We start from the raw sequence: 16,104 nt of genomic DNA, 5'->3' as shown, positions 1-16,104 counted from the left end.
GAGAGTTGGCTTCTACAGAGCCTAGCTCAGATTTTCAGCGGTATTTGTGAAACACCACACTAGTGTTCGTAAAGCCCGGCAGCGTGTTGACCTCGTTCAGGAGAATCGTTCCGTCATTCTTCAGAAAAAAATCAACCCTGGCATAACCTGTGAGCTCAAGACATCTAAAGGCCTTCTTTGACAACTCCTGTATGGAACTGACTATCGATTGTGGCAACTGACAAGGTACGCAGATATCCACCGCACCAGCCACATCATATTTCGCTTGATAATCATAAAATCTCTGCCCCTCCTTGGTCACAATCTCCCCCAACACCGAGGCAAGTAATCCACTTGCTGACTCCAACACACCGCACTCAACCTCTCTACCCAAAATTTCAGCTTCCACCAATACTTTGGTATCTATCTGCGCCGCGATAGCGTAAGCCTGTGCATACTCCGATGCATTGCTAACTCTAGACACTCCTATTGATGATCCTGAAGTCGCAGGTTTTACAAAAAGGCTTGTGCTGCCCAGGCATTCGACAACCTCGTCCCACGAACACATGGTTCTCATCGCCATCCATGGCGCCACAGCGACTCCCGAGAACTTGAGCAACCGCTTGGTCATGTCTTTGTCCATTGACACTGCCGAACCGAGCACGCCTGTCCCAACACATGGAATGCCGCACATCGCTGCCAGTCCTTGAAGGGTCCCGTCCTCCCCCCACCGCCCGTGCAGCGCAGGAAAAAGCAGATCGATTTCAACTTCTACTGCTCGTTGCCCGTTCGCGGCATATGTTAACGAGCGTCGGCCGGGACAAAGTGAGATTAATGGTGCAGCGCAGTTCACCTCGCTAGGACAGGTTCTCGGCTGCCCGTGATACCTCCAAGTCCCCTTCTGATCGATCCCTATGCAGTGCACGCGATGGCCTAATGCCATGAGCGCAGTGTGAATCGCTGCGGCTGAGCGTAGGGACACAAAATGCTCAGTGCTCCGCCCTCCGAAAATCAGTGCAATCACAATTTTTTCCATCTTTGCAGCCTCGCGGGATCAGGTTCTGGCTACTGTATCCAATATCCAAAAAAAATAACAACGGCCAATCCGCCTAAAGCGACGCCATGCCGGAGTCCTGCAACGGGGAATTGCTGCGGAGCGGCCTTGTGTCTCGATAGGCACCAACCTACCTATCGACCAAATAGATGATAATCATCTGCAATTAAAGGCTTGTCTTTAGATATATCTTAAGTAATATCTTACGATATATCGCAAACGACGGAGCCCTAGCCCGATGCGTGACCACCCCCACCACGACCCCTTCGAGCGGCGTCCCGGCCGCGGCGAGCGCGGCCCACGCGTCTTCGCCCCCGGTGATCTCAGGCTGCTGATGCTGGCCCTGCTCGCCGAGCAGCCCGGCCACGGCTACGACCTGATCCGCCAGATCGAAAACCTGTTCGACGGCAGCTACAGCCCCAGCCCCGGTGTGATCTACCCCACGCTCAACTTCCTCGAGGAGGCCGAGCTGATCAGGGGCCAGGTGCAGGGCAGCAAACGCCTCTATGTGATCACCGATGCCGGGCGCACGGCCCTGGCCGATCAGGCCGTCGCCCTGGACGGCGTACGCATGCGCATCGAGGTCAGCAAACGCGCCCTGCGTGGTCATGACCGCCCGCCAGAGATTCATGAAGCGGTCGGCAACCTGCGCCACGCCCTGCATATGCACAGCGGCCGCTGGACACCGGAAGAAATCGAACGGGTCCGCGACCTGCTCAACCATACCGCCAAGGCCATCGCCTCCGGGCCGGCCGAACCTGTCAGGGAGACTCCCCATGAGTGACACCATTCACCGCGTCAACCACGAGATCCGCCAACGCCGCCTGCAGGTGCTGCGGGTCACCGAGCTGACCCCGCGCATGCGCCGCATCACCCTCGGCGGTGCCGAACTGCAAGGCTTCACCAGCGTGGGCAGCGACGACCATATCAAGCTGCTGTTCGCCGAAACCCCGGAGCAACAGCAGGCCATCGAGGCCAGAAATCTAGGCCGTGATGGTGGTGCACGGCCCACCATGCGCGAATACACGCCACGGCGCATCGACCTGGTGGCCAATGAGCTGGACATCGACTTCGTCCTGCATGGCGATGGCCCTGCCTCCACCTGGGCCGCCCAGGCCGCACCAGGACAAACCCTGGACATCGCCGGGCCGCGGGCTTCGATGGTGGTGCCGGATATTTTCGACAGCTACCTGCTGATCGGTGATGAAACTGCCATTCCAGCGATTGGCCGACGGCTGGAGGAATTGCCGGCAGGCCGCCAGGTGCTGGCGGTGATCCAGATCGAAGACGAACAGGAACGCCAGCCGCTGCCGAGCAAGGCCCAGGTGGAGGTGATCTGGGTACGTCGGCACCAGGAAGACTTGCTGGCGCTGGTGCAGAACCTGAGCTTGCCGCAAGGCCGGTTGTATGGCTGGGTGGCGCTGGAAAAAGCCCTGACCCGCCAGGCCAAGGCGCTGTTGCTGGAGAAGGGCGTGCCTGAGGATGCGCTGAAGGCCGCAGCCTACTGGCGGGCCGACGGGACCGCGGACGACGAGTGATCGTTCGTTGCCTGCCCCGGCCTCTTCGCGGGTGAACCCGCTCCCACAGGAATTCCACAGCCTTCAAAGCCTGTGATTTCCCTGTAGGAGCGGGTTCACCCGCGAAGAGGCCGGCACAGGCTAAGCAAACTTATGCGCCCCAAGCCACCGATCCAGCCCCAACAACACCAGCCCGATCCCCCAGAACCCCGCCAGCACCCCTAGGGCATTGAGCATCACCTGCCCATACCCCAGGCTCGCCACATCGATGAACGGGTAGGCATACACGCCAATCTCGCTCCCCCGCCATAGCGTGTAGCCAAAGTAAGCCGCCGGGTACAACGCCCACACTGCCAGGTGCCATAGCCGCAACGTGCCTTTGGGCACCTCGCACCACCAGTACAAGGCATACAACACCGGCATCACATCATGCAGCAACTCATCTGCCAGCCATTGCCAGCCCTGCGGTTGCCACAAGTGGCGCAGCAACACGCTGTAGGCCACCGCCACCAGCACAATGCTCGCGGCCACTGCCGAACTCACCGCAGGCGACAGGAAAAACCGTTTGGCCGCGCCTTCCCGGCCGAACGCGGCATAACTGAGCACTGTTGCCACCAGGGTATTGCTCAGCACGGTGAAATAGCCGAACACATTGATCAGGCCGCCAATCAGGCTGGCCTGCTCCTGCCACCGCCCCAACAACACCAGGTACACCTGCACGGTCAGGCCGAACCAGCCCAGCACGGCCATGCCGGTCAGCCAGGAGCGCCGCGGCATGTCAGGCCTGACGCTGCAGCTTCACGTACAGCTGTTCGACCTTTTCCCGCGCCCACGGTGTTTTGCGCAAGAAGGTCAGGCTCGACTTGATGCTGGGGTTGCTCTTGAAGCAGCGCACATCGATGCGCTCGGCCAGGCCCTGCCATTGGTAGTGCGCCACCAACTCGGTGAGGATTTGCTCCAGGGTCTTGCCGTGCAGCGCGTTGTGTTGGGCCGTGCTCATGCCAGTGCTCCGTAGGAAAGATGCGCACCTTACACGAGTGTAGTGGTGGGTGGGATCGGTCGAGTCGACAGAAAAACCGCTGGCCAGATGCAAAACCTCTGTGCTGAAATAGATATGTTATGTTGTAACATTACAAAAGCATCTGCCAAGGAACGCCCCACCCCATGTTGTCCACACCGCTTCGCCTCTCCCCCCTCGCCGTCGCGCTCTGGCTGGTTACAGCGCCCAGCCAGGCCGTGGAACTCGAACCCCAGGTCATCACCGCCAACCCGTTAGGCAGCCGTCAGCTGGCCGCCCCGAGCACCGTGCTCGAAGGCGACAAACTGCTGCAACAACAGCACGGCAGCCTCGGTGAAACCCTGAACAAACAACCCGGTGTCGCCTCCACCTGGTTCGGCCCTGGTGCCAGTCGCCCGGTAATCCGTGGCCTGGATGGCGACCGCATTCGCATCCTGCGCAATGGCGTCGGCGCCTTGGATGCCTCGTCGCTGTCCTACGATCACGCCGTGCCACTGGACCCGGTGACCGTGGACCGGGTCGAGATCGTCCGTGGCCCCGCCGCCCTGCTCTATGGCGGCAACGCCATCGGCGGCGTGGTCAACACCTTCGACAACCGCATCCCGGACGCCCCCATCGAAGGCATCCACGGTGCCGGTGAACTGCGCTACGGTGGCGCCGACACCACCCGCAGCAGCGCCGGCAAGCTGGAGGCCGGCAACGGTACTTTCGCCCTGCACCTGGATGCCAACAGCCGCCAGTTCAACGACTTGCGCATCCCCGGTTACGCCCGCAGTTCCAAGGTGCGTGATACCGACGAACCCGGCAGCAAGCATCGCCTGGAAAACAGTGATGGCCGCCAGGATGGTGGCGCAGTGGGTGGTGCCTACCATTGGGATCACGGTTACGCCGGCCTGTCGTACAGCAGCTACGACAGCAATTACGGCTCGGTGGCCGAGCCCGGCGTGCGCCTGGACATGAAACAGGACCACTACGCCTTCGCCTCCGAGCTGCGCGACCTGGATGGCCCGTTCAGTTCGGTCAAGGTCGATGCCGGCTACACCGACTACGAACACCGCGAGATCGAAGAAGGCGAAGTCCACACCACCTTCAAGAACAAGGGCTACGAAGCGCGCATCGAAGCCCGCCACCAGCCGCTCGGGCCGGTGGAAGGGGTGATCGGCGCCCAGGTCAGCCGCAACGAGTTCTCCGCCCTGGGTGAGGAAGCCTTCGTCCCGCATACCGATACCGACAGCCTGGCGCTGTTCATGCTCGAGCAGTGGCAGGCCACCGAGCGCCTGAACCTGAGCCTGGGCGCGCGCATGGAACATACCCGCGTCGACCCGGACGCCAAAGGCAACGAGAACTTCGTCGATGCCGACAGCGCCAGCAGTTTCAACGCCTTCAGCCTGTCCTCGGGTGCGGTGTACCAGCTCGACCCGATCTGGTCGCTGGCCGCCAACCTCGGCTACACCGAACGCGCCCCGACCTTCTACGAGTTGTATGCCAATGGCGCGCACGTGGCCACCGGCGCCTTCGAAGTCGGCGATGCCAGCCTGAACAAGGAAAAGGCCATTTCCGCCGACCTGGCACTGCGTTTCGACAACGGCACCCACAAGGGCAGTGTCGGGGTGTTCTACAGCCACTTCCGCAACTACATCGGCCTGATCGGTACCGGCAACATCCGCGAGGGCGGGCATGACCACGACCATGACGAGGATGATCACGACCACGACCACGACGGTTTCCCGGAATACCAGTACCAGGGTGTGCGGGCACGCTTCTACGGCATCGAGGCCCAGGACCGCTGGCAACTGGCCGAGAACCGTTACGGCAGCTTCGCGCTGGAGTTGTCCGGTGACTACACCCGAGCCAAGAACCTCGACAGTGGCGAGCCGCTGCCACGCATCGCCCCGCTGCGCCTGAACAGCGGCCTGGTCTGGGAACTGGACCGCTGGCAGGCACGGGTGGATGTGCAGCATGCCGCGTCGCAGCACCGCAAGCCGGCCAACGAAACCAGCACCGATGGCTACACCACGCTGGGGGCGAGTGTCGGCTACCGTTTCGACATTGGCCAGAGCCAGTGGCTGGCGTTTGTGCGCGGTGAGAACCTGACCGACCAGACCGTACGCTATGCCAGTTCGATCCTGCGGGACATCGCGCCAGCACCGGGGCGTAGCGTGGAAGTGGGCCTGCGTACCACCTTCTGATTGCAATTAGCATCTGTGGGAGCGGGCATGCCCGCGAAGAATCCAACGCGGTGGATGGCACCGGCTCCGCCGGTGTTCGCGGGCACGCCCGCTCCCACAGAGATTTCGCAAGCTTTGGGATTTTGAGCAAGACAGTTGCTCCCATAGCTTATCGTTCCTCTGTACTGACATCGACTATTGCCATATTTACAACAATCCACTGCGACATTTTGTCTTTTTTTCTTACAACTTCCGCTATATCCTCCCCGCCGAAAGCTGAATCGCTTCATCGACTAACTTTGTCGCCATATCCATTGAAGGGGCCACCTTTCGGTGCGCTTGCCGTTTTTTCAATAATCAAAAGATAGCGCTATCTCATGCTCCAGCTGCCCAAAAACTGTTACATCGGCCTTGCCCTCAGCGCCCTGGCAACCACCGCCGGCGCCAACGAAATGTTCGCCAGCGACTCCCCTTGGATGCTCGGCGACTGGGGTGGCACCCGCAGCGAACTGCTGGAAAAAGGCTATGACTTCACCCTCGGCTACACCGGCGAGATGGGCAGCAACCTGCACGGTGGCTACGACCACGACCGCACCGCGCGCTACAGCGACCAGTTCACCTTCGGCAGCCACCTGGACCTGGACAAGATCCTCGGCTGGCACGACACCGAATTCCAGCTGACCATCACCGAGCGCCACGGCGACAACATCAGCAACGACCGCATCAACGATCCGCGCGTCGGTGGCTTCACCTCGGCCCAGGAAGTGTGGGGCCGCGGTGAAACCTGGCGGCTGACGCAGATGTGGATCAAGCAGAAGTACTTCGACGGCGCGCTGGACGTGAAATTCGGCCGTTTCGGCGAAGGCGAGGACTTCAACAGCTTCCCCTGCGACTTCCAGAACCTGGCCTTCTGCGGCTCGCAGGTGGGCAACTGGGTGGGTGGCATCTGGTACAACTGGCCAGTCAGCCAGTGGGCCCTGCGCGTGCGCTACAACCTCAGCGACGCGCTCTATGCCCAGGTCGGGGTGTTCGAGCAGAACCCCTCCAACCTCGAATCAGGCAATGGCTTCAAGCTCAGCGGCAGTGGCACCCAGGGGGCCGTCATGCCGATCGAACTGGTATGGAGCCCACGGGTCAATGGCCTGAAAGGGGAATATCGCGCCGGCTACTACTACAGTAATGCCAAGGCACAGGATGTTCTCAAGGACAGCAACGGCCAGCCGGCAGCCCTCAGCGGCGCCGCCTACCGCAGCAGTTCGAGCAAGCACGGCTTGTGGCTCGGCGCCCAGCAGCAGGTGACCTCGCTGGCGTCCGACCAGTCGCGAGGCCTGAGCCTGTTCGCCAACGCCACGCTGCATGACAAGAAGACCAATGCCATCGACAACTATGTGCAGGCAGGACTGGTATACAAAGGGGCCTTCGACGCCCGCGCCAAGGACGACATCGGTTTCGCCCTGGCTCGCGTGCACGTCAACCCTGCCTACCGCAAGAACGCCCGCCTGGCCAACCAGGCCGCCGGCCTCGACGACTACGACAACCCCGGCTTCCTTCCGGTACAGGACACCGAGTACAGCGCCGAACTGTATTACGGCATCCACCTGGCCGACTGGCTCACGGTACGCCCCAACCTGCAGTACATCCGCCACCCGGGCGGGGTGTCGCAGGTCGATGGCGCCCTGATCGGCGGCCTGAAGATCCAGAGCAGTTTCTAACCCCCCTTTTTTGACCTGACGGAGAACCTACGATGAGCACTGAAGGTGCCAACCATGGAAGCCGCTGGCTACCGCGCCTGATTGGCGCGCTGTTGCTGCTGATGGGCCTGGCCCTGCTGGCCGGCGGCATCAAGCTGAGCCAGCTGGGCGGATCGCTGTACTACCTGATCGCCGGTATCGGCTTTGCCCTGGCGGGCATCCTGCTGCTGGCCCAGCGCCGCATCGCCCTAGGCCTGTATGGCCTGGTGCTGCTGGGCAGCACGGGATGGGCCCTGCTTGAAGTGGGCCTGGACTGGTGGCAACTGGTACCGCGCCTGGCCATCTGGTTCGCCATCGGCGTGGTCTTGCTGCTGCCTTGGGCACGTCGCCCGCTGACCGGCCCGGCCAGCAAGGCCAACACCGCGCTGCTCAGCGTCGCCGTGGTCGCCTCGGGCGCGTGTGCCGTGGCCAGCCAATTCACCCACCCCGGCGAAGTATTCGGCGAACTGGGCCGCGACAGCAGCGAAATGGCCAGCGCCGCGCCGGCCATGCCTGACGGCGAATGGCAGGCCTACGGCCGTACCGAACATGGCGACCGCTATTCGCCACTGCGCCAGATCACCCCGCAGAACGCCTACCGCCTGGAAGAGGCCTGGCGCATCCGCACCGGTGACCTGCCGACCGAAAACGACCCGGTGGAACTGACCAACCAGAACACCCCGCTGAAGGTCAACGGCATGCTCTATGCTTGCACCGCGCACAGCCGCCTGCTGGCCCTGGACCCGGACACTGGTGCAGAAATCTGGCGCTACGACCCGCAAGTCAAGAGCCCGGTGGGCACCTTCAAAGGCTTTGCCCACATGACCTGCCGCGGCGTTTCGTACTATGACGAAAACCGCTATGTCAGCCGCGACGGCAGCCCGGCGCCGAAAATTTCCGACGCCGGCCAGGCCGTGGCCCAGGCCTGCCCGCGCCGCCTCTACCTGCCCACCGCGGACGCCCGCCTGATCGCCATCAACGCCGACAACGGCAAGGTTTGCGAAGGCTTCGCCAACCAGGGCGTGATCGACCTGACCACTGGCATCGGCCCGTTCACCGCTGGCGGCTACTACTCCACCTCGCCTGCCGCGATCACCCGTGACCTGGTGATCATCGGTGGCCATGTCACCGACAACGAGTCGACCAACGAGCCGTCCGGCGTGATTCGCGCCTATGACGTTCACGATGGCCACCTGGTGTGGAACTGGGACAGCAACAACCCGGACGACACCAAGCCGTTGGCCCCGGGCAAGATGTACAGCCGCAACTCGGCCAACATGTGGTCGATCGCCAGCGTCGACGAAGACCTTGGCATGATCTACCTGCCCCTGGGCAACCAGACCCCTGACCAGTGGGGCGCCGACCGCACCCCGGGTGCCGAGAAGTACAGCGCCGGCGTGGTCGCCCTGGACTTGGCCACCGGCAAGGCCCGCTGGAACTACCAGTTCACCCACCACGACCTGTGGGACATGGACGTCGGCAGCCAACCGACCCTGGTCCACCTGAAGACCGACGATGGCGTGAAACCGGCGATCATCGTGCCGACCAAGCAAGGCAGCCTGTACGTGCTCGACCGCCGCGACGGGACGCCGATCGTGCCGATTCGTGAAATCCCGACCCCGCAAGGCGCGGTCAAGGGCGACCACACCTCGCCGACCCAGGCCCGCTCCGACCTCAACCTGCTCGGCCCGGAGCTGACCGAACAGGCCATGTGGGGTGCCACGCCATTCGACCAGATGCTGTGCCGCATCCAGTTCCGCGAGCTGCGCTACGAAGGCCAGTACACCCCGCCATCCGAACAAGGCTCGCTGATCTACCCAGGCAACGTTGGCGTATTCAACTGGGGCAGCGTGTCGGTCGACCCGGTACGCCAGCTGCTGTTCACCTCGCCCAACTACATGGCCTTCGTGTCGAAGATGATCCCGCGTGAGCAAGTGGCCGAAGGCAGCAAGCGCGAAAGCGAAACCAGCGGCGTGCAGCCGAACACCGGTGCACCGTATGCAGTGACCATGCATCCGTTCATGTCGCCCCTGGGCGTACCGTGCCAGGCACCGGCCTGGGGCTATGTCGCCGCCATCGACCTGTTCACCAACAAAGTGGTGTGGAAGCACAAGAACGGCACCACCCGCGACAGCACCCCGGTGCCGATCGGCCTGCCGGTTGGCGTGCCAAGCATGGGCGGCTCGATCGTCACCGCCGGTGGCGTCGGCTTCCTCAGCGGCACCCTGGACCAGTACCTGCGCGCCTATGACGTGAACAACGGCAAGGAACTGTGGAAAGCCCGCCTGCCAGCGGGTGGCCAGGCCACGCCGATGACCTACACCGGCAAGGACGGCAAGCAGTACGTGCTGGTGACAGCTGGCGGCCACGGCTCGCTGGGTACCAAGATGGGCGATTACATCATCGCTTACAAATTGGCTGAGTAAAGCTACCGAGCCCCTCCTCAGGGGCTCATTCACCTGTACCGGCCTCATCGCCGGCAAGCCAGCTCCCACAGGTACTCCACTGTTTTCAAGGCCTATGGAGTACCTGTGGGAGCTGGCTTGCCGGCGATGAGGCCGGTACAGGCGAGCAAAAGTGCCCCCCTCCACTGCTGCCTTCATCTACCATTGAAACCCATCCCCCCGCGCCCCATCTAAGCACCATAGTCATTCACGCAGGTGCCCCATGAGCGACCAGCAGGATTTCCCGGAACACCCCGACGAACACAGCGAAGTCGAACACACCACCCCCCAGGCCGAAGCCGGCCACGCCCTCGCCCTGCCCGGCCAGCAACTGCCGGACAAGGTCTACGTGATCCCGATCCACAACCGCCCGTTCTTCCCGGCACAGGTCCTGCCGGTCATCGTCAACGAAGAACCCTGGGCCGAAACCCTCGACCTGGTGGCCAAGTCACCGGACCACTGCCTGGCGCTGTTCTTCATGGACACCCCGCCGGAAGACCACCGCCACTTCGACACCGCGGCACTGCCGCAGTACGGCACGCTGGTCAAGGTGCACCACGCCAGCCGTGAAAACGGCAAGCTGCAGTTCGTCGCCCAGGGCCTGACCCGGGTACGCATCCGCACCTGGCTCAAGCACCACCGCCCGCCCTACCTGGTCGAAGTCGAATACCCGCGCCAGCCCGCCGAGCCGACCGACGAAGTCAAGGCCTACGGCATGGCACTGATCAACGCGATCAAGGAACTGTTGCCGCTCAACCCGCTGTACAGCGAAGAGCTGAAGAACTACCTCAACCGCTTCAGCCCCAACGATCCATCGCCGCTTACCGACTTCGCCGCCGCCCTGACCTCGGCCACCGGCAGCCAGTTGCAGGAAGTGCTCGACTGCGTGCCCATGCTCAAGCGCATGGAAAAGGTCCTGCCCATGCTGCGCAAGGAAGTCGAAGTCGCACGCCTGCAGAACGAGATCTCGGCCGAGGTCAACCGGCAGATCGGCGAGCACCAGCGCGAGTTCTTCCTCAAGGAACAGCTCAAGGTCATCCAGCAGGAGCTGGGCCTGACCAAAGACGACCGCAGCGCCGACCTGGAGCAGTTCGAGCAGCGCCTCGAAGGCAAGACCCTGCCAGAGCAGGCGCGCAAGCGCATCGATGAAGAGATGGGCAAACTGGCCATTCTCGAAACCGGCTCGCCCGAATACGCGGTCACCCGCAACTACCTCGACTGGGCCACAGCCCTGCCGTGGGGCATACATGGCAAGGACAAGCTCGACCTCAAGCATGCGCGCAAAGTCCTCGACCAGCACCACGCCGGCCTCGACGACATCAAGGAGCGCATCCTCGAATTCCTCGCCGTGGGCGCCTGGAAAGGCGAGATCAGCGGCTCGATCGTGCTGCTGGTGGGCCCGCCCGGGGTAGGCAAGACCAGTATCGGCAAGTCCATTGCCGAATCACTCGGCCGGCCCTTCTACCGCTTCAGCGTCGGCGGCATGCGTGACGAGGCCGAGATCAAGGGCCACCGCCGCACCTACATCGGCGCCCAGCCCGGCAAGCTGGTGCAGGCCTTGAAAGACGTCGAAGTGATGAACCCAGTGATCATGCTCGACGAGATCGACAAGATGGGCCAGAGCTACCAGGGCGATCCGGCATCGGCGCTGCTGGAAACCCTCGACCCGGAGCAGAACGTCGACTTCCTCGACCACTACCTCGACCTGCGCCTGGACCTGTCCAAGGTGCTGTTCGTGTGCACCGCCAACACCCTCGACTCGATCCCTGGGCCGCTGCTCGACCGCATGGAAGTGATCCGCCTGTCCGGCTACATCACTGAAGAAAAACTGGCCATCGCCAAGCGCCACCTGTGGCCCAAGCAGCTGAAAAAAGCCGGCGTGGCCAAGACCAGCCTCAGCATCAGCGACAGCGCCCTGCGCACGGTGATCGAGGGCTATGCCCGTGAGGCCGGCGTACGCCAGCTGGAAAAGCAACTGGGCAAGCTGGTGCGCAAGGCCGTGGTCAAGCTGCTGGAAAACCCCGATGCCAAGCTCAAGATCGGCACCAAGGACCTGGAGGCCGCACTCGGCATGCCGGTGTTCCGCAGCGAGCAGGTACTGGATGGCAAAGGCGTGATCACTGGCCTGGCCTGGACCAGCATGGGCGGCGCCACGCTGCCGATCGAAGCCACCCGCATCCACACCCTCAACCGCGGCTTCAAGCTGACCGGCAAGCTGGGTGACGTGATGAAGGAGTCGGCCGAAATCGCCTACAGCTACGTCAGCTCCAACCTCAAGCAGTTCGGTGGCGACCCGGGCTTCTTCAACGAAGCGTTCATCCACCTGCACGTGCCTGAAGGGGCCACGCCCAAGGACGGCCCGAGTGCTGGCATCACCATGGCCAGCGCCCTGCTGTCACTGGCCCGCGACCAGGCACCGAAGAAAGGCGTAGCCATGACCGGCGAACTGACCCTCACCGGCCAGGTGCTGCCGATTGGTGGCGTGCGCGAGAAGGTGATCGCGGCGCGGCGGCAGAAGATCTTCGAGCTGATCTTGCCAGAGCCTAACCGTGGTGACTTCGAAGAGTTGCCGGACTACCTGCGCGAAGGCCTGACCGTGCATTTCGCCAAGCGCTTCGCCGACGTGGCCAAAGTGCTGTTCTAGCCTGTACCGGCCTCTTCGCGGGCTCGCCCGCTCCCACAGGGAAATCTCAGCCTTCGAAGACTGTGCGATACCAGTGGGAGCGGGGAAGCCCGCGAAGAGGCCGGCACAAGCAACACAAATCTCCTTGATCATCGGTTATCCTCAGGCCATCGCCAGCCTCCGGAGCCACCATGACCGCCCCTCGTCTGCTCGTTCCCCTGAGCGTCGCCTTGCTTTGCGCCTGCGCCCAACACCCCACGCAGCCCGTGGAACTGGACGCCGAAAGCGAATGCCCCACGCGCCTGCAGGTTGGCCAAGCCCTGACCCTCACCCTACCCAGCAACCCCACCACCGGCTACCGCTGGCTGGTGCAGAACCCCGCGTCCGGTGTGCTGCGAAGCCTCGGCCCCGAGGTCTACAGCGCCCCTGAAGACGCCGGTATCGTTGGCAACTCGGGCATCTCGACCTGGCGCTACCAGGCCCGAGCCGCTGGCGAGGGCCACTTGGTACTGGTCTACCAGCAACCTTGGGCCCCGGAAGTACGCCCGGTGCAGACGTTCGATTGCACCATTCGGGTCGATTGAACGCACAGCGCTGGTCAGCCAACCATGCATCCAGGCTGCGCTTTGGCTAGAATGCGCCCCCTGCATATCACCAGCCACCTGGATTCACCGTGAGCAAACAACCCGACCGCCTCTTCGCCCAACCCCTGGAGCAGGTGCCCGACTTCGTCTTCAACGAGGACGTGGTGCGTGTGTTCCCGGACATGATCAAGCGCTCGGTGCCGGGGTACCCGACCATCGTCGAGAATCTCGGCGTGCTGGCCGCACGCTTCGCCCAGCCGCACACCGCGCTGTACGATTTGGGCGCGTCCCTGGGTGCCGTCACCCAGTCGCTGCGCCGCCATGTGCGCAGTGACGGCTGCCGGGTGATCGCGGTGGACAACTCCGCCGCCATGGTCGAGCGCTGCCGCCAGTACCTCACCGCCCAGGACTCGATGTTCCAGGAGCTGCTGCCGGTGCAAGTGCTGGAAGCCGATATCCTCGCCCTGCCCTTCGAGCCCGCCTCGGTGGTGGCAATGAATTTCACCCTGCAGTTCATTGCCCCCGACCAGCGCCTGGAGCTGCTCGGCCGCATCCGCCAAGCGCTGTTGCCCGGCGGCGCGCTGATCCTCTCGGAAAAACTGCGCTTCGCCGATGAACAAGAGCAGGAGCTGCTCAATGAACTGCACCTGGACTTCAAGCGGGCCAATGGCTACAGCGAACTGGAAATCGCCCAGAAACGCAGCGCCATCGAAAATGTGATGCGCCCCGATACCCTCGATGCCCATCGACAACGCCTGCGCGCCGCTGGCTTCTCGAAAGTGCTGCCCTGGTTCCAATGTCTTAACTTCGCCTCGTTGATAGCCCTGCCATGATCGATCTGTCCCCCCTCGTCCGCCGCCTGGCGGGCACGCCCCTGGCTTCCTGGTCGCAAGGCCTGCAAGCGCAACTGGAAGCCAAGCTGGAAAAGGGCCACGGTGACCTCGACCGCTGGCGCGGCGCACTCGATGCCCTGCCTGCCCTGCAACCCAGCGAAATCGACCTGGTCAACGGGCTGCGCCTGGACTGCGACTGCGATGCCGCCACCCGCGCGCAGATGCGCCAGGCCTTGATGGGGCTGGCGCCCTGGCGCAAAGGGCCGTTCGACCTGTTTGGCGTGCACGTGGACACCGAATGGCGTTCGGACTGGAAATGGTCACGGGTCGCCCCGCACCTGGACCTCAAGGGCAAGCGCGTGCTGGATGTAGGCTGTGGCAACGGCTACTACCAGTGGCGCATGCTCGGTGCCGGCGCCGACATGGTGATTGGCGTCGACCCCAACTGGCTGTTCTTCTGCCAGTTCCAGGCCGTGCAGCAGTACCTGCCGAACCTGCCGGCCTGGCACCTGCCGTTCGCTCTGGAAGACCTGCCGGCCAACCTGGAAGGCTTCGACACGGTGTTCTCCATGGGCGTGTTCTACCACCGCCGCTCGCCTATCGAGCACTTGCTGGCGCTCAAGGACTGCCTGGTCAAAGGTGGCGAGCTGGTGCTGGAAACGCTGGTGATCGAGGGTGACGAAAACCAGGTACTGGTACCTGAGGACCGCTACGCACAGATGCGCAACGTCTGGTACCTGCCGTCGGTACCGGCCCTGGCGCGCTGGTTGCGCCGTGCCGGCTTCAGCGATGTGCGTTGCGTCGACGTGAGTGTGACCAGCGTCGAGGAGCAGCGCAGCACCGAGTGGATGCGCTACCAGTCGCTGGGCGACTTCCTCGACCCGAACGACCACAGCAAGACCATCGAAGGCCTGCCTGCCCCACGCCGCGCCACCCTGGTGGCGCGCAAGTAAAAAAAGGCGCCCGCTTGGGCGCCTGAATACACCTGCGGCGGGGAGCTGTCGCCGCGCAGGTGCTGCTACCTCAGTCCTTGGCCACCTCGCGGGCCTTCTCTTGCGCCTTGCGCTCACGCTCGGCAACGGCCTGTCGCTTGTCACCGTGCAGGCGCTGCTGGTCTTCGCGGAAGGCCTGCCAGAACTGCCTGGAGCGCTCCGCACCGCCCTCGGCATAGACACTGGCGCTGCCGAGGGCAAGGCTGGCCAACAGCAGGTATTTGCTCAGGTTCATCGTGGTTGCCTCGTGATAACCGATCAGACAGGGCCATCGTAGCGAGGGGCAGCTAACGGCAAGGTGAGGCGGGGATTACAGTCCTGCAATGTGGGCCTTGTGTTGCCTGTTCTGGCCCTATCGCCGGCAAGCCAGCTCCCACAGGTACCGCACAATTTTCAAGACCGTGGTGATCCTGGACTGCCCCCAAAAAGTTGGACAGTTTAAGCTGCCGCCTGGGTCCTGTATTCGACAGGGCTCAGGCCATTGAGCCTCAGCTTGATGCGGTCATGGTTGTAGTAGTGAATGTACTCATCCAGGCCTGCTTTCAGTTCATCAATACTCTCGAAGCGCTTGAGGTAGAAAAACTCTGACTTGAGCGTGCCGAAGAAGCTTTCCATAGCTGCATTGTCCAAGCAATTACCTTTACGAGACATGCTCTGTTTTACGCCATGATTGCGGAGCGTGTGGCGATACTGAGCCTGCTGGTACTGCCATCCCTGGTCGGTGTGGAGCACTAGCTTGGGCTTCTCTCCCAAGGTCTTGAGCGCCTTGTCGAGCATGTTACCAACCAGGCTGTACTGGGGACGAGTAGCCATCTCGTAGGCGATGATTTCCCCGTTGTACAAATCCATTACTGGCGAAAGATAGAGCTTCTGTTGCGCTACCTTGAACTCCGTTACGTCACTCACCCATTTCTGATTAGGACGCTGGGCGACGAAATTTCGCTCCAGCAGATTCGTCGCTATCTTGCCAACAGCACCTCGGTAGGACTGATATTTCTTGGGCCGCACCAGTGATTTCAGACCCAAGGTAACCATCAGCTTCTCGATGACCTTCTTGTTGACCAGCGCCCCACCTTTCCTGATCACGAGTGCAACGCGCCGATAGCCGTAGCGCCCTTTCTCTTTGTGATAGATCTGCTGAATCTTCTCCTTAAGCTCGGCA

The 16,104-nt window shown here is 62.6% G+C and carries 14 protein-coding genes; 9 read left to right on the top strand and 5 right to left on the bottom strand.

All coding sequences use genetic code 11. The features are described 5' to 3' along the window. Positions 1–34: 34 nt before the first annotated feature. On the bottom strand, positions 35–1,015 hold the full coding sequence (locus TZ03_RS28015) for a D-alanine--D-alanine ligase family protein (protein ID WP_082056747.1): 981 nt from the start codon (positions 1,013–1,015) through the stop codon (positions 35–37). Positions 1,016–1,271: 256 nt separating this feature from the next. On the opposite strand from TZ03_RS28015, the gene TZ03_RS27270 reads away from it, so the two are divergent. Continuing rightward, the gene (locus TZ03_RS27270) at positions 1,272–1,817 is read left to right on the top strand and encodes a PadR family transcriptional regulator (protein WP_051101423.1); all 546 of its coding nucleotides are present in this window, start codon (positions 1,272–1,274) and stop codon (positions 1,815–1,817) included. After that, positions 1,810–2,571: a siderophore-interacting protein gene (locus TZ03_RS27265; RefSeq protein WP_051101422.1), complete on the top strand. Its 762-nt coding sequence runs from the start codon at positions 1,810–1,812 to the stop codon at positions 2,569–2,571. Before TZ03_RS27270 ends, TZ03_RS27265 begins: the two co-directional genes overlap by 8 nt. Positions 2,572–2,691: 120 nt before the next feature. Here the strand turns inward: TZ03_RS27265 and TZ03_RS27260 are convergent, their stop codons facing one another. Then, positions 2,692–3,327: a Pr6Pr family membrane protein gene (locus tag TZ03_RS27260; RefSeq protein WP_051101421.1), complete on the bottom strand. Its 636-nt coding sequence runs from the start codon at positions 3,325–3,327 to the stop codon at positions 2,692–2,694. 1 nt (position 3,328) lies between these two features. After that, positions 3,329–3,550: a VF530 family DNA-binding protein gene (locus TZ03_RS27255; protein ID WP_051101420.1), complete on the bottom strand. Its 222-nt coding sequence runs from the start codon at positions 3,548–3,550 to the stop codon at positions 3,329–3,331. A gap of 164 nt (positions 3,551–3,714) precedes the next feature. Here TZ03_RS27255 and TZ03_RS27250 point away from each other — a divergent pair, with 164 nt between their 5' ends. The 7 genes from TZ03_RS27250 to cmoB all read left to right on the top strand — a co-directional run bounded on the left by TZ03_RS27250 (position 3,715) and on the right by cmoB (position 14,903). Then, positions 3,715–5,757, top strand: coding sequence for a TonB-dependent receptor (locus tag TZ03_RS27250; RefSeq protein WP_051101419.1), 2,043 nt, complete (start codon positions 3,715–3,717; stop codon positions 5,755–5,757). A 356-nt stretch (positions 5,758–6,113) separates the two neighbouring features. Beyond that, the gene (locus TZ03_RS27245; protein WP_051101418.1) at positions 6,114–7,448 is read left to right on the top strand and encodes a carbohydrate porin; all 1,335 of its coding nucleotides are present in this window, start codon (positions 6,114–6,116) and stop codon (positions 7,446–7,448) included. 32 nt (positions 7,449–7,480) lie between these two features. Continuing rightward, positions 7,481–9,892: a glucose/quinate/shikimate family membrane-bound PQQ-dependent dehydrogenase gene (locus TZ03_RS27240; protein WP_051101417.1), complete on the top strand. Its 2,412-nt coding sequence runs from the start codon at positions 7,481–7,483 to the stop codon at positions 9,890–9,892. A gap of 241 nt (positions 9,893–10,133) precedes the next feature. Next, complete coding sequence (gene lon, locus TZ03_RS27235; RefSeq protein WP_051101416.1) at positions 10,134–12,554, top strand: endopeptidase La; 2,421 nt, start codon at positions 10,134–10,136, stop codon at positions 12,552–12,554. A 170-nt stretch (positions 12,555–12,724) separates the two neighbouring features. Next, on the top strand, positions 12,725–13,117 hold the full coding sequence (locus TZ03_RS27230; protein WP_051101415.1) for a protease inhibitor I42 family protein: 393 nt from the start codon (positions 12,725–12,727) through the stop codon (positions 13,115–13,117). Between the two features lie 89 nt (positions 13,118–13,206). Next, positions 13,207–13,950 carry a carboxy-S-adenosyl-L-methionine synthase CmoA gene (gene cmoA, locus TZ03_RS27225; RefSeq protein ID WP_051101414.1) on the top strand — a complete coding sequence of 248 codons (744 nt, stop codon included), beginning with the start codon at positions 13,207–13,209 and terminating at the stop codon, positions 13,948–13,950. Next, complete coding sequence (gene cmoB, locus TZ03_RS27220; RefSeq protein WP_051101413.1) at positions 13,947–14,903, top strand: tRNA 5-methoxyuridine(34)/uridine 5-oxyacetic acid(34) synthase CmoB; 957 nt, start codon at positions 13,947–13,949, stop codon at positions 14,901–14,903. The genes cmoA and cmoB overlap by 4 nt, the downstream gene beginning before the upstream one ends. A gap of 70 nt (positions 14,904–14,973) precedes the next feature. On the opposite strand, the gene TZ03_RS27215 is transcribed toward cmoB, so the two are convergent. Together TZ03_RS27215 and TZ03_RS27210 are read right to left on the bottom strand one after the other, a co-directional pair. Further along, entirely contained in the window at positions 14,974–15,177 is a 204-nt protein-coding gene (locus tag TZ03_RS27215; RefSeq protein WP_051101412.1) for a hypothetical protein, read from the bottom strand. A gap of 203 nt (positions 15,178–15,380) precedes the next feature. Then, a partial coding sequence (locus TZ03_RS27210; protein WP_051101411.1) for an IS3 family transposase occupies positions 15,381–16,104 on the bottom strand: 724 nt, incomplete at its 5' end.

It is taken from the genome of Pseudomonas sp. 10-1B (genome assembly GCF_000935045.1).
Taxonomy (GTDB): Bacteria; Pseudomonadota; Gammaproteobacteria; order Pseudomonadales; family Pseudomonadaceae; genus Aquipseudomonas.
Note: the sequence above shows the minus strand (reverse complement) of the source record. Positions and strands in the feature narration are given on the sequence as shown.